The 20,080-nt window shown below is 36.6% G+C and carries 17 protein-coding genes and 2 pseudogenes; 12 read left to right on the top strand and 7 right to left on the bottom strand.

Translation table 11 applies throughout. The features are described from left to right. Nucleotides 1-152 precede the first annotated feature (152 nt). Both CXY28_RS07725 and glnA read right to left on the bottom strand, forming a co-directional pair. Nucleotides 153-1,070: pseudogene (locus CXY28_RS07725) on the bottom strand (hypothetical protein); the annotation flags it as partial. A 133-nt stretch (nt 1,071-1,203) separates the two neighbouring features. Further along, entirely contained in the window at nt 1,204-2,649 is a 1,446-nt protein-coding gene (gene glnA, locus CXY28_RS07720; protein ID WP_100980326.1) for a type I glutamate--ammonia ligase, read from the bottom strand. A gap of 134 nt (nt 2,650-2,783) precedes the next feature. Here glnA and CXY28_RS07715 point away from each other — a divergent pair, with 134 nt between their 5' ends. From CXY28_RS07715 to csd6, 6 genes are all read left to right on the top strand, one after another. Beyond that, on the top strand, nt 2,784-4,868 hold the full coding sequence (locus CXY28_RS07715) for a DUF262 and DUF1524 domain-containing protein (protein WP_100977672.1): 2,085 nt from the start codon (nt 2,784-2,786) through the stop codon (nt 4,866-4,868). A 62-nt stretch (nt 4,869-4,930) separates the two neighbouring features. After that, a complete protein-coding gene (gene rplI / locus CXY28_RS07710) occupies nt 4,931-5,380 on the top strand; it encodes a 50S ribosomal protein L9 (RefSeq protein ID WP_198542641.1) in 450 nt (149 codons plus the stop codon). Between the two features lie 3 nt (nt 5,381-5,383). Continuing rightward, entirely contained in the window at nt 5,384-5,926 is a 543-nt protein-coding gene (gene hslV / locus CXY28_RS07705; RefSeq protein WP_000461017.1) for an ATP-dependent protease subunit HslV, read from the top strand. Continuing rightward, nucleotides 5,926-7,257: an HslU--HslV peptidase ATPase subunit gene (gene hslU / locus CXY28_RS07700; protein ID WP_100980322.1), complete on the top strand. Its 1,332-nt coding sequence runs from the start codon at nt 5,926-5,928 to the stop codon at nt 7,255-7,257. Before hslV ends, hslU begins: the two co-directional genes overlap by 1 nt. Next, entirely contained in the window at nt 7,257-8,162 is a 906-nt protein-coding gene (gene era / locus CXY28_RS07695) for a GTPase Era (protein ID WP_198542640.1), read from the top strand. Before hslU ends, era begins: the two co-directional genes overlap by 1 nt. Beyond that, on the top strand, nt 8,159-9,151 hold the full coding sequence (csd6, locus tag CXY28_RS07690; RefSeq protein WP_100980318.1) for a cell shape-determining L,D-carboxypeptidase Csd6: 993 nt from the start codon (nt 8,159-8,161) through the stop codon (nt 9,149-9,151). Before era ends, csd6 begins: the two co-directional genes overlap by 4 nt. A gap of 77 nt (nt 9,152-9,228) precedes the next feature. Here csd6 and CXY28_RS07685 read toward each other — a convergent pair whose 3' ends face one another. Next, a complete protein-coding gene (locus CXY28_RS07685; RefSeq protein ID WP_100980316.1) occupies nt 9,229-10,083 on the bottom strand; it encodes a tetratricopeptide repeat protein in 855 nt (284 codons plus the stop codon). Nucleotides 10,084-10,260: 177 nt separating this feature from the next. On the opposite strand from CXY28_RS07685, the gene CXY28_RS07680 reads away from it, so the two are divergent. The 6 genes from CXY28_RS07680 (at nt 10,261) to CXY28_RS08910 (ending at nt 13,831) form a co-directional block, all read left to right on the top strand. Then, nucleotides 10,261-10,608 (top strand): cag pathogenicity island protein Cag1, encoded by a 348-nt coding sequence (locus tag CXY28_RS07680; RefSeq protein ID WP_100977668.1) that lies wholly within the window; start codon nt 10,261-10,263, stop codon nt 10,606-10,608. A gap of 15 nt (nt 10,609-10,623) precedes the next feature. After that, a complete protein-coding gene (locus CXY28_RS08995) occupies nt 10,624-10,782 on the top strand; it encodes a cag pathogenicity island protein (protein ID WP_097692370.1) in 159 nt (52 codons plus the stop codon). Continuing rightward, nucleotides 10,751-11,410, top strand: coding sequence for a topoisomerase DNA-binding C4 zinc finger domain-containing protein (locus CXY28_RS07670; protein ID WP_100977667.1), 660 nt, complete (start codon nt 10,751-10,753; stop codon nt 11,408-11,410). Before CXY28_RS08995 ends, CXY28_RS07670 begins: the two co-directional genes overlap by 32 nt. Then, nucleotides 11,403-12,848 (top strand): type IV secretion system outer membrane cap subunit Cag3, encoded by a 1,446-nt coding sequence (gene cag3, locus CXY28_RS07665; protein WP_100980314.1) that lies wholly within the window; start codon nt 11,403-11,405, stop codon nt 12,846-12,848. The genes CXY28_RS07670 and cag3 overlap by 8 nt, the downstream gene beginning before the upstream one ends. Before the next feature lie 9 nt (nt 12,849-12,857). Continuing rightward, the gene (gene cag4, locus CXY28_RS07660; protein ID WP_100980312.1) at nt 12,858-13,367 is read left to right on the top strand and encodes a VirB1 family T4SS lytic transglycosylase Cag4; all 510 of its coding nucleotides are present in this window, start codon (nt 12,858-12,860) and stop codon (nt 13,365-13,367) included. A gap of 338 nt (nt 13,368-13,705) precedes the next feature. Next, nucleotides 13,706-13,831 carry a hypothetical protein gene (locus CXY28_RS08910; protein ID WP_001293461.1) on the top strand — a complete coding sequence of 42 codons (126 nt, stop codon included), beginning with the start codon at nt 13,706-13,708 and terminating at the stop codon, nt 13,829-13,831. Between the two features lie 9 nt (nt 13,832-13,840). Here the strand turns inward: CXY28_RS08910 and cag5 are convergent, their stop codons facing one another. From cag5 to cagY, 4 genes and pseudogenes are all read right to left on the bottom strand, one after another. After that, nucleotides 13,841-16,087, bottom strand: a complete 2,247-nt coding sequence (cag5, locus tag CXY28_RS07655) for a VirD4 family type IV secretion system ATPase Cag5 (protein ID WP_100980310.1) — start codon at nt 16,085-16,087, stop codon at nt 13,841-13,843. Between the two features lie 8 nt (nt 16,088-16,095). After that, on the bottom strand, nt 16,096-17,088 hold the full coding sequence (gene virB11 / locus CXY28_RS07650; RefSeq protein WP_100980308.1) for a cag pathogenicity island type IV secretion system ATPase VirB11: 993 nt from the start codon (nt 17,086-17,088) through the stop codon (nt 16,096-16,098). Nucleotides 17,089-17,092: 4 nt separating this feature from the next. Then, nucleotides 17,093-17,692 (bottom strand): cag pathogenicity island translocation protein CagZ, encoded by a 600-nt coding sequence (gene cagZ, locus CXY28_RS07645; RefSeq protein ID WP_000418828.1) that lies wholly within the window; start codon nt 17,690-17,692, stop codon nt 17,093-17,095. 136 nt (nt 17,693-17,828) lie between these two features. After that, nucleotides 17,829-20,080 (bottom strand): annotated as a pseudogene (cagY, locus tag CXY28_RS07640) (type IV secretion system apparatus protein CagY); the annotation flags it as partial.

Genomic DNA, 20,080 nt, shown 5'->3' with positions numbered 1-20,080 from the left:
TCAATTTCTTTAGTGGTGATAATGCTTAAAGCATAGGCTGGACTGAGCAAACCTAATAAAAACGCTCCTAGAATAAAGCAGAAAAATAAAAAATGGTTATATGGATAAGTTTTCATTTGTTTTTGTTGGGGGATTTTTGTGTTGATTTTTCATTAGCGCTCCATTCCAACATCTTTGGATTTAGTTTTTTTTGAATACAAATAAGAGCTATACTCACTAGCATTACCGGTAGCGACTTTATAGGGAGTTTTGTTGTCGTAAGCTTGTGTACTAAATTTTTTGCCAACATAATTGCCATTAGCGTCCATTTGATTTTCAAACATATCCGCTACAAGCTTGTTGTAATCGGTATTTGAAGTTAGATCCGAATTTGAAAGCGAATGATTTTGTTTAGAATTATTAGATTTAGTGTTAGGCTCTTTTACATTATTTTGTCCTACACTATTTTGAGCGGTGCTATTTTAATTAAAATGAGATAATTTAGAATTATTATGCGTTAATTCTTCACTCATAGAGGCGTTTTCTTTGCTTGCTTCTTTGCTTCCAAGCTCCCATGATTTGAAAGTTCTTGCGTCTATTTCATTGTTTTCTAAAGCAGTGTTTAAAACTTGTTTTTCATTTGCATTTAAAGGTTGTAGCATTTCTTTTTCTTTTTTAGGGATTTTAAGTTTTTCATCAATGTTTTCATTAAAAATTCCCAATGAATGATTATAAGTTTTAACTAAAAAACCTTCTGTTTTATTGATGGGCAAGTGTGCGATATTATTTCTAATGGCATACTCAGTGGTCTTATTGATATTTTTATTGTGCAAAACCGCTTCTATTAGGCATTCTTGTAAAAATTCCTTATGACTAGGTCTTAGATTACCTTTTTCGTTGTTGATCATCAATAAAAGCACTTGCATTTCTTCATTAGTCATGCCGTTTTTAGATCTGTCTTTTAGAAATTTTTTAAATTCCTTATCTCTAAATCGCTTGTTAGAGCCTTTTTCTTTTTCTTTTTCATTAAAATGATTTTTAGCTTCTTCAATGCGGCTTCTTAAAACGCTAACGCCTAAAGAGTGGTTAAATCTTATTATCGACACTCTATTAGAACAAAACTAAAAAGCAAAGAAAATCAATTTTCCAACCACTCTTTTAAGAACAAGGTATTTTTGCCTTGTTCTAAACTTTTAGAGTGGGATTATTGATTTGCTCATTGTTTTAGCATGAATAAGTGGTGATAAATTCAAAGGGATGGGGTTTGCTCTCCCATGGGAACACTTCAGCATTGAATTTAAGAGACTGATAGGCTTGAATAAATTCTTCGCTAAAGACCTGACCTTCTTTTAAATACTGCTTATCGGCTAGCATTTCTTCTAACGATCGCCTTAAAGTGTGAGGCATTTGTTTGATACCTTTTTCCCTAATTTCATCTAAAGTCAATTTGAAAAGGTTAATATCCATCGCCTCGCCGGGATCAATCTTATTTTTAACGCCATCCATGCCTGCCATTAAAATCGCCCCAAAAGCCAAGTAGGGGTTTGATGAGCTGTCAGGAAACCTGAATTCAAACCTAGCACTATTTTTAGAAATCCCATAAGGGATGCGCACGCTCGCACTCCTGTTATTAGCCGAATAAGTCAAAATAGATGGGGCTTCATATCCCGGAATCAGGCGTTTGTAAGAGTTAGTGGAAGCGTTAGTGAAAGCGGCCAACCCTCTAGCGTGGCGCAACACGCCCCCTAAAAAATGCAACGCTAACTCACTCAAGCCCTTGTAAGTTTCGCCACTAAAAAGGTTTTCGTTGTTTTTCCAAACGCTCACATGGGTGTGCATCCCGCTCCCGTTATCCCCATATAAAGGTTTTGGCATGAAAGTGGCGGTTTTCCCGTTTAAATGAGCGACCATTTTAACCACATACTTGAGTTTTTGGACATTATCAGCCGCTTCCACTAAATCCCCAAATTTCACGCCCACTTCGCCTTGCGCTTGCGCGACTTCATGATGGACGACAAAAGTTTCTAGCCCCACTTGGTTTAAGACTTTCACAATTTCTGTGCGAATATCCATCATCGTATCCGTTGGCGGTACAGGCAAATAGCCCCCTTGTTTGCCCGGTCTATGCCCAAAATTGACGCCATTTTCAAAACTTCTATCCCTATTCCATTCGCCCTCTTCACTATCCACTTCGTAGTATTGGGAATTGGAAGCGTCTTTAATCTTAATGGAATCAAAGATAAAAAATTCATTCTCCGCGCCAAAATAAGCCACATCGCCCAAACCTGAATCTTTTAAATGCTGTAAGGCTTTTTTAGCGATACTTCTAGGGCATTTTTCATAAGGCTGGTTTTTATACACATCATACACATCGCAAAACACGACCACGCTCACATCCGCGCTAAAAGGGTCAATGAAATAACGCACCAAATCGGGGGTTAAAATCATATCGGAGTGTTCAATGCCTTGCCAGCCTTTAAAACAACTCGCATCAAAAGGAATCCCCTCTTTAAACATGCCATGCGTTAAAGCCCCAAAAGAATAAGCGATGTGATTCCAAGTGCCTTTAATATCGCTGAATCTAAAATCCACAAATTCCACTTCATTTTCTTTGCAAAATTCAAAAAATTCTTTGATCTTGCTTTCACTATTTTGAGTTCTTACTATCATTAACCACCTTTAATTGTTATGAATTGAGTTTGATTGATAGGGGTGATTATAGCATTTATGGGGTAAAAAAGTAAAATCTGTATCAAGTTTGTTAAGATGCATGCGGTAAAATCCGCTAAATCAAGGAGTGTATTATGAAAGCAGACGCTATGAAACTGCTAGACTTTATCAGTAAGAGTCAAGAAAAACAATTGGTCATCCCCATCTATCAGAGGTTGTATAGTTGGAAAAAGGAACAATGCGAACAATTATGGGATGATATTATAAAAATTGGCGGGAATGATAAGGCGAATGGGCATTTTATCGGTTCTATTTTGTATGAGCGAGATGGTATTACGCACTCTAACAATCTATTACTCATCATTGATGGCCAACAAAGGCTCACCACTATCACGCTTTTACTCATCGCTTTAAGGAATCACTTAAGCGATGAAGTTAAAATTTTGGAAAAATTTTCGCGTGAAAAAATAGAGAGCTATCTTATTAACAACAATAAGGACGGCAATAAGAAATTCAGACTCATCTTATCAGAGTCTGATAAAGACACCTTGCTATTTTTGATTGATAAAAACAAAAGAAAGCCGAGCGAGCCTTCGGTAAAAATAATGGAAAATTTTGAATTGTTTGAAAAATGGATCAGTGAAAACACCGACAAACTAGAAACGATTTTTAAAGGATCAAAAAAACTCATGATAGTTTGGATTGCTTTAGAAAAAGGGAAAGATGATCCTCAACTTATTTTTGAGAGCATGAACTCAAAAGGTATCGAACTCACGCAAACGGATTTGATCAGAAACTATATCATAATGGAAACGGAGGTTGGAAAACAGGAAGATTTTTATAATCAATATTGGAGGGCTATGGAGGAGGATTTTAAACAAAATGAAAAATTATTTGATCGGTTTGTCTGGCATTACCTTACAATCAAAACAGGAAAGATTCTCAAAGAGAAAAGAGTTTATGAAGCTTTCAAAGATTATCAGCAAAAAGAAGGGATAGAAATAGAGGATTTATTAAAAGATTTGCAAAAATATTGTGGGTATTTTTGCCAGATTGCATTCAAAAAAGAAGCCGATAAAGATTTAAACAAGGCTTTAAGTTTTCTTGTAGATTTGGAAATGGATGTGGTGTATCCGCTATTACTAGAGCTTTATGGCGATTATAAGGATGGCGTTTTATCCAAGCAGGATTTTATCCCTATTATCGCTTTAACAGAGAGTTATCTTTGCAGAAGGGCGGTGTGCGGGCTTGGATCAAATGGCCTCAATAAAATCTTTCCCTCTTTTACAAAAAAAATCAATAAAGATCAATATCTTGAAAGTATAGAAGCGCATTTTTTATCATTGGAAAAGACGACAGGAAAATTTCCTAAAGATTCTGAATTTAGAGATTCTTTTATCACGATAGATTTTTATAAGCTTCAAAAAATTAAATACTTTCTTGAAAGGTTAGAAAATTTTGACACAAAAGAGCCGGTCAATACTCAAGAATGCACTATAGAACACATCATGCCTCAAACCCTTAATTTAGAATGGGAAAGGGATTTGCTTGAAAATTTTCAAGCAATACACGAGAAATACCTCAACACAATAGGCAATCTCACTCTAACCGGTTATAACGAGAAGTATAGTAACAATTCTTTCCAAGAAAAAAGAGATATGGAAAACGGCTTCAAACAAAGCCCGTTGAAACTCAATCAAAGTTTAAAAGATTTGGAATCTTTTGGCGAAAAAGAGATTGAAGAAAGAGCTAGTGATTTAGCGGATAGGGCTTTAAAGATTTGGACTTACCCCAAGCTAGATGCAGAAACATTAGAGAAATATAAACAGAAAGGCAAAAGAGAAAAAAAGGCTTATGATTTAAGCTCTTATAAGTTTAGCTCTCATTCAAGGGAGTTATTTGATATTTTAAGAAAAGAGATTAAAGCTCTTGATGAAAGGATAACTGAAAATTTTGTGAAAACATATATAGCTTATAAGTTTAAAACAAATTTTGTGGATATTGTTGTGCAAAAAAAGGATTTAAAATTGTATTTAAATATGAAATTCCATGAATTGCAAGATGAAAAAAATTTGGCAAAGGATAGGACCAATAAAAAAAATCATAATGGTAATGGGGACATAGAAGTCAAACTAGAAACAAAAGAGAATATCCCTTATTGTTTGGGATTGATCAGACAAGCTTTAGAAAAACAGATGGGTGGTAGGAATGGGCAATAAAAACCCAACTTATTGAAATAAAGAGTATAATTACAAATTACTTAAAACTTAAAGGGGATATAATGAAGGTTCTATTATTAGAAGATGTGAAAAATTTAGGCAAAGCGGGTGAAGTGTGTGAGGTTAAAGATGGCTATGGGAATAACTTTTTAATCGCTAACCAAAAAGCCAAACTCGCTACTAACGAAGTGATCAACAAATACAAAGCCGAAGTTAAAAAGAAAGCGGAAAAAGAAGCCCTAGAAAAGGTGCAAAAATTGCAAATGGTAGAAACTTTACAGACCATCACGCTGACTATCCATAAAAAAGTCGGCGCGAACGGCTCTTTATTTGGAGCGATCACTAAAGAAGAGATCACAGAGCGTTTGAAAGAACAGCATGCGAGTTTAAATTTAGATAAAAAAGACATTGAGCTCAAACACCCGATTAAAAGCACAGGGATTTATGAGATTGAAGTCAAGCTTGGATTTGGGATTGTGGGCGTGTTTAAAATTGATGTGGTGGCTGAGTAGAAAATGTTTGAAGCGACGACGATTTTGGGCTATAGAGGGGAATTTGATAATAAGAAGTTCGCGCTCATTGGAGGCGATGGACAGGTAACTTTGGGTAATTGCGTAGTTAAAGCCAATGCGACAAAAATCAGAAGCTTGTATCACAACCAGGTTTTGAGCGGGTTTGCCGGGAGCACGGCGGACGCTTTTAGTTTGTTTGATATGTTTGAGCGCATTTTAGAGAGCAAAAAAGGGGATTTGTTTAAAAGTGTGGTGGATTTCAGCAAAGAATGGCGCAAGGATAAGTATTTACGCCGACTAGAAGCGATGATGATCGTTTTAAATTTGGATCACATTTTTATTTTGAGCGGCACGGGCGATGTTTTAGAGGCTGAAGACAATAAGATCGCTGCCATTGGGAGTGGGGGGAATTACGCCTTAAGCGCGGCTAGGGCTTTAGATCACTTCGCTCATTTAGAGCCTAGAAAACTTGTAGAAGAGTCCTTAAAAATCGCAGGGGATCTTTGCATTTACACCAACACGAATATTAAAATTTTGGAGCTTTAATGTCTAAATTGAATATGACCCCAAGAGAAATTGTCGCTTATTTAGATGAATATATCATTGGGCAAAAGGAAGCTAAAAAGTCTATCGCTATCGCTTTTAGGAATCGTTACAGGCGTTTGCAACTGGAAAAATCCTTACAAGAAGAAATCACGCCTAAAAACATTTTAATGATTGGTTCTACTGGCGTGGGTAAAACTGAAATCGCAAGACGAATAGCAAAAATCATGGAACTCCCATTTGTGAAAGTGGAAGCGAGTAAATACACAGAAGTGGGTTTTGTGGGGCGCGATGTGGAGTCTATGGTAAGGGATTTAGTCAATAACAGCGTGCTTTTAGTGGAAAATGAGCATAAAGAAAAATTAAAAGACAAGATTGAAGAAGCGGTTATAGAAAAAATCGCTAAAAAACTCCTACCCCCTTTGCCTAGTGGCGTGAGCGAAGAGAAAAAACAAGAATACGCTAACAGCCTTTTAAAGATGCAACAAAGAATCGCGCAAGGCGAGTTGGATAGTAGAGAAATTGAAATTGAAGTGCGTAAAAAAAGCATAGAGATTGATTCTAATGTGCCGCCTGAAATTTTAAGGGTTCAAGAAAACTTGATTAAGGTTTTCCATAAAGAACAGGATAAAGTCAAAAAAACTTTAAGCGTTAAAGAGGCTAAAGAAGCCCTAAAGGCAGAAATTAGCGACACGCTTTTAGATGGCGAAGCCATTAAAATGGAGGGTTTGAAGCGCGCGGAAAGTTCAGGGGTGATTTTTATTGATGAAATTGATAAGATCGCTGTAAGCTCTAAAGAAGGAAGCCGTCAAGATCCCAGTAAAGAGGGGGTTCAAAGGGATTTATTGCCGATTGTAGAGGGGAGTGTGGTGAATACGAAGTATGGTTCTATTAAAACGGAGCATATTTTATTCATTGCAGCAGGGGCTTTTCATCTTTCTAAACCAAGCGATTTGATCCCTGAATTGCAGGGGCGTTTCCCTTTAAGGGTGGAGTTAGAGAATTTAACCGAAGAAATCATGTATATGATTTTAACCCAAACTAAAACCTCTATCATCAAGCAATACCAAGCCCTTTTAAAAGTGGAAGGCGTAGGAATTGCGTTTGAAGACGATGCGATCAAAGAGTTAGCCAAACTTTCTTATAACGCCAATCAAAAAAGCGAAGATATAGGCGCTAGAAGGTTGCACACCACCATTGAAAAAGTGCTAGAAGACATTAGTTTTGAAGCGGAGGATTATTCTGGGCAAAATATTACTATCACTAAGGAATTGGTTCAATCAAAGCTAGAGGATTTAGTGGCTGATGAAAATTTAGTGAAGTATATTTTATAATGAAAACTAAGGCGGGCTTTGTAGCTCTTATAGGCAAACCAAACGCTGGAAAAAGCACTCTTTTAAACACTTTATTAAACGCTCATTTAGCTCTCGTTTCGCATAAGGCTAATGCGACCAGAAAATTGATGAAATGCATCGTGCCTTTTAAAGATAAAGAAGGGTATGAGAGCCAGATCATTTTTTTAGACACACCAGGGCTCCATCATCAAGAAAAATTACTCAACCAGTGCATGCTCTCACAGGCTTTAAAAGCGATGGGCGATGCTGAATTGTGCGTTTTTTTGGCTTCTGTGCATGACGATTTAAAAGGCTATGAAGAGTTTTTAAATTTGTGCCAAAAACCCCATATCTTGGCTTTGAGTAAGATTGATATGGCCACGCATAAGCAGGTTTTACAGAAATTACAAGAGTATCAAAAATACGATTCGCAATTTTTAGCCCTAGTGCCTTTGAGCGCGAAAAAATCTCAAAATTTAAACGCGCTTTTAGAATGCATCAGTAAGCATTTAAACCCTAGCGCATGGCTTTTTGAAAAGGATTTGATGAGCGATGAAAAAATACGCGATATTTATAAGGAAATCATTAGGGAGAGTTTGTTTGATTTTTTGAGCGATGAAATCCCTTATGAAAGCGATGTGATGATTGATAAATTTATAGAAGAAGAACGCATAGACAAGGTGTATGCGCGTATTATTGTAGAAAAAGAAAGCCAAAAAAAAATCGTGATAGGCAAAAACGGGGTGAATATCAAACGCATCGGGACTAGTGCTAGATTGAAAATGCAAGAAGTGGGCGAAAAAAAGGTTTTTTTAAACTTGCAAGTGATCGCTCAAAAATCATGGAGCAAGGAAGAAAAGAGCTTGCAAAAACTGGGTTATACCCATCAAAGGAATAGGGATTGAAAAAGGTATTACCGGCTTTATTAATGGGGTTTGTGGGATTGAATGCTGATGAGCGTTTGTTGGAAATCATGCGTCTTTATCAAAAACAAGGCTTGGAAGTGGTGGGTCAAAAGCTGGATTCTTATTTAGCGGATAAATCTTTTTGGGCAGAAGAGCTTCAAAACAAGGACACGGATTTTGGCTATTATCAAAACAAGCAGTTTTTATTTGTGGCTAATAAATCCAAGCCTAGTTTAGAGTTTTATGAAATAGACAACAACATGCTTAAAAAAATCAACAGCTCTAAAGCCCTTGTAGGCTCTAAAAAGGGCGATAAGACTTTAGAGGGCGATTTGGCCACGCCTATTGGGGTGTATCGTATCACGCAGAAATTGGAGCACTTGGATCAATATTATGGCGTTTTGGCTTTTGTAACGAATTACCCTAATTTGTATGACACCTTGAAAAAACGCACTGGGCATGGCATTTGGGTGCATGGAATGCCTTTAAATGGCGATCGGAATGAATTGAACACCAAGGGCTGTATTGCGATTGAAAACCCGCTTTTAAGCTCTTATGATAAGGTATTAAAAGGCGAAAAAGCGTTCCTTATCACCTATGAAGACAAGTTTTTCCCCAGCACCAAAGAAGAATTGAGCATGATTTTAAGCTCCCTTTTTCAATGGAAAGAAGCCTGGGCTAGGGGCGATTTTGAACGCTACATGCGTTTTTATAACCCCAATTTCACTCGCTATGACGGCATGAAATTCAACGCTTTTAAAGAGTATAAAAAAAGGGTGTTTGCGAAAAATGAAAAAAAGAATATCGCTTTTTCTTCTATCAATGTGATCCCCTACCCCAACTCTCAAAACAAACGCTTGTTTTATGTGGCGTTTGACCAAGATTACAAAGCTTACCAGCAAAACAAGCTCTCTTATAGCTCTAATTCTCAAAAAGAACTCTATGTAGAGATTGAAAACAATCAAGTGTCTATTATAATGGAAAAATAGAGTTTTGCTTTAATTAGGGCAGTCTAAACGGATTTTTTAACCCATTCAGTCAAGCTTGATACAAGTTTGATTAACAACTACAGAACTTCCATGGCTTTTTCATAGCCAAATTCTGCGGATTTTTGCAAGAATTTTTTAGCCTTCTCCTTTTTCTTTCTAGTGCCAAGCCCTTCTTTATAAGCGATCCCAATTCTATAAAGGATCTCCCCCATTTGTTGTTTGAGTAAAGTAATATTGCTTGAAATTTCAGCAATATCTTCCCAAAGAAGTGTCTTATCTTTGATTTGAGTGGATTTCATAACAAGTATTCCAAACTTCTTTCCAAATTTTATAGGATTCGCGCTCAAACCTGAAAGATCAATGAATCGCGATCCAATAAGCATACTAGTGAACGCAAGGTTTGGTAATCTAAAATTGTTAGCAAAATAATTTGTGCTTTTATTAGAAAATATGCGAACCAAATGCCTGTAAGTCTTAAGCGCTTGTTTCAAATCCTTTTTCATCCCTAAACCTTCTGCTTGCATGCGTCCTAAAATAAGAGTGCCCCCTAGCATGCCACTCCCATACCCTTTGATAGCGTTTTGTGCATAGAATTGCGCTTTTTTGTAATCCACTTTCACGCCCTTTCCCTCCAAATACATTTTGGCTAAATAAACGCTGCCAAGCCCAATGCTGTATTCTTGCGCCAATTTAAAATCTTTAAAGGCTTGTTTGTATTGGCCTTGATTAAAATGGTCTAAACCATTTTCAAAATAATATGTCTTATGATTTCGCGCAATTTCATCCCACTGATTTCGCGCCCTTTCATCCCAATCATCACTGATGCTAATATATTCATCAGCTATACAAAGTGAAAACGGCAACAATAAAACTAGTAAAAGCAATAAAGGCTTTAAAAAAGAGAGGGTGGTGCGATAAAAATCTTTAAACATGTCAAGTCCTTTTACAATTTGAGCCATTCTTTAGCTTGTTTTATCATCTTTTTTTAAATTACAAACAACAGCATAATGGCAACAAGCAATAGGGAGATGGTTTCATATTTTTTGCTATAATGACATGAATTTGTTTCATAGTAACAAATTGAGAATATACCTTATGGAGGTAACACTATGGCTGACACAATCAATACAACTGAAACAACCCATGAAACAAAGAAACCAAACGCTTTTGTAAATTTTTTCAAAGACAGTTTGACTGATAAGCGTTATGATTCATTAGGTCTCATTGGAGCAGGGGTTTTATGTTGTGTCTTGAGCGGTGCTATGGGGATTGTTGGGATAATCTTTGTCGCAATAGGAATCTTTTTGTCTTTTTCTAATATCAACTTAGTGAAATTAGTTGAAAAATTGTCCAAAAAACAACCTAAAGCGGCAACAACTGTCAATAACGAAACCCAAAAATCTCAAGCAACAAGCGTTACCAACGGACCAACTGAAGCTAAAGAGACTAAAGACTGAGGTAAAACAACGATTTTGACTAAAGAAAGAATAAGAGAAAATTTCAAAAATTTAGGTGTTCTGGTGGTTTGTTACTCACTGCATGACCTAAATAAGCAACCTATAAATTCTTTTTTTAGATTTAAGAGTAGTTATTTGCAATATGAGTCTAGCTACGAGTTACAATGTGAGTAATAATTTTTCTAAGTTTAATATTAAGAGAGTCAGAGAATATTTGATTTGTCTTGTTTGTAACACACCTAAAATGATACAAAGAGAATTGAATGGTGTCTCATTTTATGGTTGCTCTAATTATGTAAATAAAGGCGACTGTAAGGGCGTTTTACGAGAAATAAATGGCTCAATGAAAATGGTCTGCTTGCATTGTGAAAACACGCCCATAATGGAAAAAGTAGAAAGTGGTAGGGGAGGAGCTTACGCTTGTAAGAATTACAATAGGAAGTTTTACTTTATCGATCTTGCAAAACAAAACGAACGAAAAAAAGATTTAGAAAAAGAAAAAAAAGAATTGCTTAATAAGATTGAAAAGCAAAAAATCAAACGCCTTGAGCGTTTCATTTTGGCTGGTGTAAAAGCTAATATTAAAGAAAATTCTTTTTTCTTAGGATGTAAAAATTATCCTAAGTGCAAATGGACTGCTAGTATGGATTCACAAGATCCTAAATGTCCCAAATGCAATAGATTAATGAAAAGAAAAAAGAATTTCAAAAACAATGAGTTTTTTACAGCTATATCACTTATCTTAAATGCAATGGAATTTTGTCTCTATATCAATCTGAAAAAAAAGGAAACCAATGTTTAGAAAACTAGCAATCTCTGTATCGCTCATGGGCTTACTAATCTCCAACGCTCTTTATGCTAAAGAAATAAGTGAAGCCGATAAGGTCATTAAGGCCACTAAAGAAACTAAAGAGACCAAGAAAGAAGCTAAACGACTCAAAAAAGAAGCTAAACAGCGCCAACAGATTCCTGATAATAAGAAGCCTCAATATGCCTCTGTTGATGACACAAAAACTCAAGCGCTTTTTGATATATACGACACCTTGAACGTGAATGATAAAAGCTTTGGGGATTGGTTTGGTAATAGCGCTTTGAAAGACAAAACCTATCTATACGCTATGGATCTATTGGATTATAACAATTACTTATCCATAGAAAATCCCATTATCAAAACAAGAGCGATGGGGACTTATGCGGATCTCATCATCATCACAGGTTCATTAGAACAAGTCAATGGGTATTACAACATTCTAAAAGCGCTCAACAAACGAAACGCTAAGTTTGTGTTAAAAATCAATGAGAACATGCCTTATGCCCAAGCGACTTTTTTGAGAGTGCCAAAAAGAAGCGATCCCAATTCCCACACGCTTGATAAGGGAGCGTCAATTGATGAGAATAAGCTTTTTGAACAACAAAAGAAAATGTATTTCAACTACGCCAACGATGTGATCTGCAGACCCGATGATGAAGTGTGTTCGCCCCTAAGAGATGAGATGGTAGCTATGCCCACTAACGATAGCGTTACCCAAAAACCCAATATCATTGCTCCTTATAGTTTATACAGGCTAAAAGAGACAAATAACGCCAATGAGACCCAACCATCACCTTATGCCACCCAAACCGCTCCTGAAAACAGCAAAGAGAAGCTCATAGAAGAGCTAATCGCCAACTCCCAACTCATAGCCAATGAAGAAGAGAGGGAAAAGAAACTCTTAGCAGAAAAAGAAAAACAAGAGGCTGAATTGGCTAAATACAAGCTCAAAGACTTAGAAAATCAAAAGAAACTAAAAGCTTTAGAAGCAGAGTTGAAAAAGAAAAACGCTAAGAAACCTAGAGTAGTGGAAGTGCCTATTCCTCATCAAACAAGTGATTCTGATGAAACAATGAGAGTTGTCAAAGAAAAAGAGAACTATAATGGGTTATTAGTGGATAAAGAGACCACGATCAAAAGAAGCTATGAGGGGACTTTAATCAGTGAAAATTCTTACAGCAAAAAAACACCTCTCAACCCTAATGACTTGAGGAGCCTAGAAGAAGAAATTAAGAGCTACTATATCAAGTCTAATGGCTTGTGTTACGCTAATGGCATCAGTCTCTATGCAAAAATCAAAAACGACCCCTATAAGGAGGGAATGCTGTGTGGTTATGAGAGTGTTCAAAATCTGCTCTCACCTTTAAAAGACAAACTCAAATACGACAAGCAAAAGTTACAAAAAGCGTTACTGAAAGATTCAAAGTAAATTAAAGTTTTGTTTGGGAAATGGATTGGTCTGACTTTGCTTCTTAATTCCTTAGCCTATCCATGCCAAAAAGTAACCATCAGTTTCAAGCAGTATGAAAATCTTATCCATATCCATCAAAAAGGCTGCGACAATGAAATAATGTGCAGAACGCTCATTTCTATCGCTTTGTTAGAAAGCTCTCTAGGGTTGAACAACAAGCGTGAAATTTCCCAAAAAGACACTTCTTATTCCATGTTTCATATCACTTTAAACACCGCTAAAAAGTTCTACCCTACCTATTCTAAAACGCTCCTCAAATACAAATTATTAAACGATGTGGGTTTTGCGATCCAATTAGCCAAACAAATTTTAAAAGAAAATTTTGATTATTACCACCAAAAACACCCCAACAAAAGCGTGTATCAATTAGTAGAAATGGCCATAGGCGCTTACAATGGGGGAATGAAACACAACCCTAATGGCGCTTATGTGAAAAAGTTTCGTTGCATTTATTCGCAAGTGCGTTACAACGAGTAGAGCATACTAACTTATTTTGAATCTTTATAATTTTTACAAGCAATCTTGGTGATATACTCCTACTATCTTACAAATTTATAGTAATATCATTTACATCATTATCTTTTAATCTTTTTAAAATATATTTTGATTCTTTTTGTTAAGATATTTTGTCTTTTTATTTTTTGGAATAGGCTTTTGCTTTCCTTATAAAGACATATAGCGTAAGAATTCTTCCAATTCGCACCATTTTCTCTGATCATGGGTGCTGTAAAAATGGATTAATGAATTTTAATCTAGCGCATGCAACAATCCAATAAGAGCGATGGCTGGCAAATCAAAGAACACACAAGCTTTTGATGAGTGAAAATTTCACTAAAGATATAGGAAAACTCAAACGCTTCATGCAAGACAAAGATTATTTTTTTAGCAAAGAAGCGTTTGATCTGATTTTGAAAGATTTCCAAAACGAAATCAATGATTAGAAACTAAAATCACAGTTCGCTTGAACCCACAGGCACTAAAGACTTGTCATAGCTCAATTCACCTCTGGTTTTAGCGGCTTGCAAATCATCGTAAAAAGTTGCTTGATTAGGCACTTTCCCCAATTTGTATTTCTTGCTCAAGCTTGGACTCACCTTAATGAGTTCATCAGTGAAAAAGGGATCATCATAATAAAGCGCCTTGTGGCATTTGATGGGCTTGAGCGTGTTCTCTAAAATAATGAGTTCATCGCCCATAGTCATCAGTTCATCAGGGGTCATCAAAAACCGCTCCTTGTTGCTGATAGAAGTGTTGGTCTTACCTGTATTGTCATCAATGCTTCGGCTCACATCTTGCCTTGTGTATTTCCCTAACACCTTAGAAAGCTTTTCAAAATGTTCATAGTAGTTATCGTTGTTAATCCCATAATACATATTCAAAGAAAGGTTGTCTAAAATAGTCTTAGCGCCATTCCTACCATAACCAAGTGGGGGGTCATTCTCTAGTTGCGCCTTACTTTGAAACACAAAAGCGGGGCGCATGTTGTATTCTGCCATAATCCCTACCGCTTTAACAAAGGTCTCTAAATAGCCGCAGAGCGTGAATTCATCCATAAGCATCAAGCAACTTCTTTTGCATTGTGGATCATGGATTGGCAGAATAAGGTTGCTATAAATCATCACATTGAAAAACAGTTCTAATATCGGTCCAACAATAGTGCTTTCTTTAGGATTAGCGATCACACCAATACTCACTGCATCGATCCTTAAACGCCTAAAATCAAAATCATTAGCGCTCGTGAAATTCCTGATCATTGCGTTATTATAAGGCGCAAAGGCTGAAGTATATACCCCTTGAACAGAGCTATAAGTTTCTCTAGCGCCACCCATTGTCTTGAAGTTATTCCACATGTTTCTAGTGGCAGGACTAAGCGCTCTTAGATTGTCGCCACTCTTATCTTCTTCACCTCCAAAAAATTCCATTAAAGACACGACTTTTTCCATGTTTGTGTCTTCATCAATCAGGTTGATCCCGCTTGCCATAGAACCTATGAAAAACATCGTAGGGGTTTCAGGCATGATGATTCTTTTTCTTTTGACAAACTCAAGCCCCTTTTTAGTCCACATGAGATCCCTGTAAATATTGCAATTGATGACAAAAAGGTTTCGCGCCTGATTGCTAAAAAAAGGATCTTTTTCATTAGGTCTTTCAGGGAACACCAACTTAGCCAATCCAAAGATTTGAGTGGAAAAATCCCCTCCACTAGCCACCATGCCATGCCCTTTTAAGCGTGTGTCAATTTGAGAGAGTATGTCTTCGGTCAAAACCACATCATTACCAAAATCCACATAAGCGAAAGGATTGAATCGGTGTGTTTTTAAGGAGAAAGGTTCATAGATGAACACTTTTTGGTTGAAGCGTTTTTCTCTGATTTTTCCGCAAGTTTCCATAGTGTCCGCCTTAGGATCAAACACAACGATATTTTGAGGATAATTGATCATATTGGGCATGATGAAACCCACCCCCTTACCGCTTCTAGTGGGAGCAATCAAGCCAATGAACGCCTGCCCTGCATAAGCGATAAAATCCCCCAAGCCACGCCTGCCTACAATAACCTCTCGTTTGTCAAAGGCGCGTTTTTTGTTGTTGGGCGTGATGAGCTTGGCTTTGATCATTTTTTCTTCAGTTTCCCAACTCGCGCTACCAAAGAGATCATCAACTTTTTTATTCGCTCCTATGTCTCTAGTCCGAGTTAAGTATTTTAAGAACCACACAAAAAAGGTAATGAAGATATAAGAGCATAAAATAGAACTATATACGACTAAGGATATATTGAATCCATAAATTTTGAGTGAACTAAAACCAAGTGCCTTAAAATAGTATGCAGGAAAATCTTGTATCGCATAGATCCATATATCAAAAAGATCATCATCACTCTCAGGCAATCTATTATCATCATAAAAATTACCTAAGAGAATTAAGAAAAATAACCCCGATGTGATAAAAGAATAGGATAGTAATAGTATAGCTTGCAACCAAAAGCCAAAGGTTTTAACCCTTTCTTTCAGCCCCTCTATAATGATTTCTTTAAAGTTTTTTTTCTTTTGAGGTTGGTTAGCTTTATCTTTAAAAGCCTTTTTTTGAGCTTTTATGAATTTGTAAAGAAAAAATAACGCTATTAACCCTATGAAACTAAAAATAACAACCAACTTATAATCCTCTATGAAATATAAGGTGTTATACAAAAAGTCTTCCATTGTGCCTGCTACCTGTGTTTGATATAAAATTCGTCACACTGTTTGTGGTGGTTGATATGGACAATCATATCAATTAAATCTTTAAAGCCCTCAATGAGACTTTCAAACTTGATATTCCTTGCTGAGCTATTAGATGAACTCATGTTGGCTAAACGAATAAACGCTTCTTCACTGCTCCCTGCATGCAGAGTGGTTAGCGTGCCTTTATGACCGCTACAAAGCACATTATAAAAATCGTATGCCTCACTGCTTCTGAGTTCTCCTAAAATGATTCTATCAGGCCGCATTCTCAAACATGACTTTAAGCAATCAGCAGAAGTGATATTCCCACCAAAAAAAAGCTGTGTGTAGTTCTTGTGGTGTTTGAATACAATCTCTTCGGTGTCTTCAATGGATATGATCCTTTCTTCTTTGGGGATAAACTCCATGATGCTTTTGATATAAGTCGTTTTACCGCTTCCTGTGCCACCACAAACAATCACATTTTTACCAATAGCAATACCATCTTTAATCGCACTGATCGCTTGTTCTTTGTTGTCTAGTAGATTATAAAAACCTTGCTCTTCAAAGAAGCTATGAGGGTAGGTTGTTTTGCTAGGTATCCTTATGGATATGGAAATGGTTTCATCATTAACTGTAACAGGGGAAAGAACAATCTGCACCCTTTCACCATTCGCTAAATTGCTGCTCAAAATAGGATTTTCATAGTTGTCTATTGTTTTTTTCTTAAAACTTGCACAACACCGAGCAAAATGCATTAAACGAGACAGGCTAAAAGCTTTCTTGTCTCTCACATCAAATGGTTGCCATTCGCCATTATTTTTTAAAACCCATACAACCTTGTTCCCATTGTAACAAATCTCAGTGATATTTTCCATTTTTAAAAAATCACCAAAAAGTTCTTCAGTAGCATGCCTTAGAGGATTTAATGCCGCTTCTTTTAAGGCTCTTTCTACTTCTAGAAATTTTTTATCTTCTGCGCTCAATCTGTCTTCAGTCATGTTCTTATTCCAAATTTAATTTTAATTGGGTTATCAATTTAGCTCTTTCTAAAGAAGTGAGATAAGTCTTATTTTTGCTCAAAATAATATATTTAGTCCCTATATCTTGGACAATCTCATTGAGCTTTCTCCCAAAATCATCTATCCCTAGAATCTGAAACGCCACCCCCATCATATTGCCATCTATGAATGGCGGTAAATACTCTCTTGGCAGATAAGAAGCCACTAGGTCTGAAATTCTTGCCACTTCATCACACATAAAATTATTGAAGTTGTCAGAAATTTCTGCAACAAACTCCCCAAGCGTTAGTTCATTTTTGATCGTGCTTTCTGCAAAAGTCTTTTCTTGTTTGCAACGATTGTAACTGGCTAACACAAGGTTGTTCAAATAGTTGTAATAAACATCAAAACTAATAAAATTCTTTTGCATATTGATTCTTAACTCTTGAACTCTTCTCAAAAAATCTTGCGGATCGTTGCTATCTTTTAAAGAAGAGGCGTAATTTTGAATAAACTTATCCCTTACTTCATTTGCATTTCCCATAAGAGATCTGTTGCTATCTAAGATCTTTTGTCTTTCTGTTTCATTAAAACCGAGTTCCATTGCTGTTTCCTTTCATTGTTTTTGCTTGGTTTTTTCCGCCACTATATCCTCTAGAAGAGCCTGTTGTTGGTTTTGTCTTTTATTTTGTAAAGAACCGAGTTTGGTAACATGAATATATTTTATCCTTTCTCTTGAATTAATTGCCACCTTTGGGGCTTGTGGTGATTTCTTCATGTTCTCTAGACAAGGTTTTGGTGCTTTGTTTGATAATTTCATCTACCACAGATTTGTTGGTAATTTTAACATCATACACGCCACTAAAATCAATATCGTCCATTGTGAGAATCTTAATACTATCGCCCTCGTTTTTGTAAAAACTTGGGGGGATATTCATCAATTGCCCTAGAATTTGATTAGACATCTGAGCTGAACTTTGCATACTACCATTGATAGCTTGACCCAAAGCGTAATTAAATTCAGGTGTCCTTTCACTTCTGCCTTTACCAAGGCCTATGAGTTTATCTAGAGCTATGATAGGCGCAGTTTGCAAGAAGCTATTAACCACGCTTGCTATCACAGCAAAGCCTATGCGCTTCATAAAGTGGTTATTCACATAGCCATCTACCCCTGCTTCACCCAGCATGCCTGCTGCTTGAGCGTTTGCTAGAGGTATTATCACACCATCAGGCGTAATGGCTTTAGTAAAGACTATCATTAAGCGTGTCATAATAGGTGTGCCACCTTTCACGCTTTGATAATTCCCATACACCTTAGTGCCTTTGTCTAATAAGATCATAGTGCCGTTCATGTTCCATACATCTTTGGCTACAACCCCACTCACTATACCTGTGAGAGTGGCATCTACTTTAGAGGTTAGAGTGATTTCAATAGGGGTGTATTGTGCTAAAACAAATGTGGGATCACTCTTGCCTATAAAGGCCTGTTTGACAGGGCTTGTTTCATCTTGTTTTTCTTCTTTTTTTTTATCGTCAATGGGATTACCATTTTCATCTACAAAATCCCCACTCTTTTCTTTTTTGTTCTTAAGAGCGATTTCACTGATATTCTTGGCAGTTTCTGCGACATCTTTGTCTATCTTATTGCTTTCTGCTTTAGCTTCTGCTGTGGATTTTTCACTTTTTTCTTTATCGTCATCTTTTTTATTGCCACCTAAAGCCTTAGCTAATTTAGCTTCTAAATTCTTATCCTTAATGGTTTTTTCTGTTTCGTATTGTTTGGTAATGTCAGGCTCTATGGAAGCATAAATAGGATTATCGCTAGCTATTTTGTCCGCATCAACATTAGTGGCGTTAATAGTGGCAATATCACCGCCATTTTTGAAATCCATTGGCAACAACGGATAACCTTTAGCCGCCATGTTATCAAAGGTTTTGCGGTTTCTTAGATCGCTATAAATCAGATCCACTTCATCAGCTTGTCGTTTGATTCCTAGAATTAGCGCCCTTTCACTATCGCTCAAGCCCTCTAAACATTGCTCTATGGCTTCTTGATCAGTAGGGTCATCTAAGTTATCCAAGCACTCGCTTGCTTGATGCAACCTTTCTGTTTTACTCAATTGATTTTGTTTGTTCTGTGCCCTTTTATTTTGGATTTCTTGGATCAAATCGCTATAAAGGTTTTGGCATTTCCTTTTTTCTTCATCGGTTTTAGCCATAGCCAAACAATCCGCAACAGCCTTTTCTCTAGCTTCTTGCAGGTATTTGAGCTTCTCTTCATCGCTCAAACCATCCAAACACTTCATAATAGCCGCTCTGTCGTTAGGATCGGCGTTTTTTAGGCAATCTTTTATCGCTTTATCTTTTTGTTGGAGTTCTTTCTCTAAAAATTTCCTAGCTTCAGGCGTGAGTAATTTCTCACACTCTTTTTTCTCATCTTCAGTTTTGGCTTGAGATACGCAGTCTTTATAAGCTTTAACGCTTTTTTTAACTTCTTGCTCTAATAGTTTCCTCGCTTCAGGCGTGAGTAATTTCTCGCAAGCTTTCCTTTCAGTTTCATTTCTAGCTTGGGAGAGACAGTCTTTATAAGCTTTAAGGCTCTCTTTAGCTAAAACATTTTCCTGTAAGTCTTTAGGAAGATTTTTAAAACATGCTTTTCTTTCTTCTTCATTTCTAGCTTTTTCCAAACAACTTAGCGCTTGCTTCTCTAAAAATTTCCTCGCTTCAGGCGTGAGTAATTTCTCGCATTCTTGTTTCTCTTTTTCATTCCTAGCTTTTGATACGCAATCCAAATAAGCCTTAACGCTCTTTTTAACTTCTTGTTCTAATAGTTTCCTCGCTTCAGGGGTGAGTAATTTCTCGCAGGCTTTCCTTTCAGTTTCATTTCTAGCTTGGGAGAGACAGTCTTTATAAGCTTTGACGCTCTCTTTAGCTTCTTCTAAAAGTTTTCTCGCTTCAGGGGTGAGTAATTTCTCGCATTCTTTTCTTTCAG

It is taken from the genome of Helicobacter pylori (assembly GCF_002832345.1).
Classification (GTDB): Bacteria; Campylobacterota; Campylobacteria; order Campylobacterales; family Helicobacteraceae; genus Helicobacter; species Helicobacter pylori_CP.
The sequence above is the reverse complement of the archived record's forward strand: the minus strand, read 5'-3'. Positions and strand labels throughout refer to the sequence as shown.

Coding starts and splice junctions, on each gene's coding strand:
- rplI (WP_198542641.1), top strand. CDS start 4,931: ATGAAGGTTCTATTATTAGAAGATGTGAAAAATTTAGGCAAAGCGGGT.
- virB11 (WP_100980308.1), bottom strand. CDS start 17,088: ATGACTGAAGACAGATTGAGCGCAGAAGATAAAAAATTTCTAGAAGTA.
- hslV (WP_000461017.1), top strand. CDS start 5,384: ATGTTTGAAGCGACGACGATTTTGGGCTATAGAGGGGAATTTGATAAT.
- hslU (WP_100980322.1), top strand. CDS start 5,926: ATGTCTAAATTGAATATGACCCCAAGAGAAATTGTCGCTTATTTAGAT.
- CXY28_RS07685 (WP_100980316.1), bottom strand. CDS start 10,083: ATGTTTAAAGATTTTTATCGCACCACCCTCTCTTTTTTAAAGCCTTTA.
- CXY28_RS07680 (WP_100977668.1), top strand. CDS start 10,261: ATGGCTGACACAATCAATACAACTGAAACAACCCATGAAACAAAGAAA.
- cagZ (WP_000418828.1), bottom strand. CDS start 17,692: ATGGAACTCGGTTTTAATGAAACAGAAAGACAAAAGATCTTAGATAGC.
- CXY28_RS07715 (WP_100977672.1), top strand. CDS start 2,784: ATGAAAGCAGACGCTATGAAACTGCTAGACTTTATCAGTAAGAGTCAA.
- CXY28_RS08910 (WP_001293461.1), top strand. CDS start 13,706: ATGAGTGAAAATTTCACTAAAGATATAGGAAAACTCAAACGCTTCATG.
- era (WP_198542640.1), top strand. CDS start 7,257: ATGAAAACTAAGGCGGGCTTTGTAGCTCTTATAGGCAAACCAAACGCT.
- CXY28_RS07670 (WP_100977667.1), top strand. CDS start 10,751: ATGAGTCTAGCTACGAGTTACAATGTGAGTAATAATTTTTCTAAGTTT.
- cag5 (WP_100980310.1), bottom strand. CDS start 16,087: ATGGAAGACTTTTTGTATAACACCTTATATTTCATAGAGGATTATAAG.
- glnA (WP_100980326.1), bottom strand. CDS start 2,649: ATGATAGTAAGAACTCAAAATAGTGAAAGCAAGATCAAAGAATTTTTT.
- cag3 (WP_100980314.1), top strand. CDS start 11,403: ATGTTTAGAAAACTAGCAATCTCTGTATCGCTCATGGGCTTACTAATC.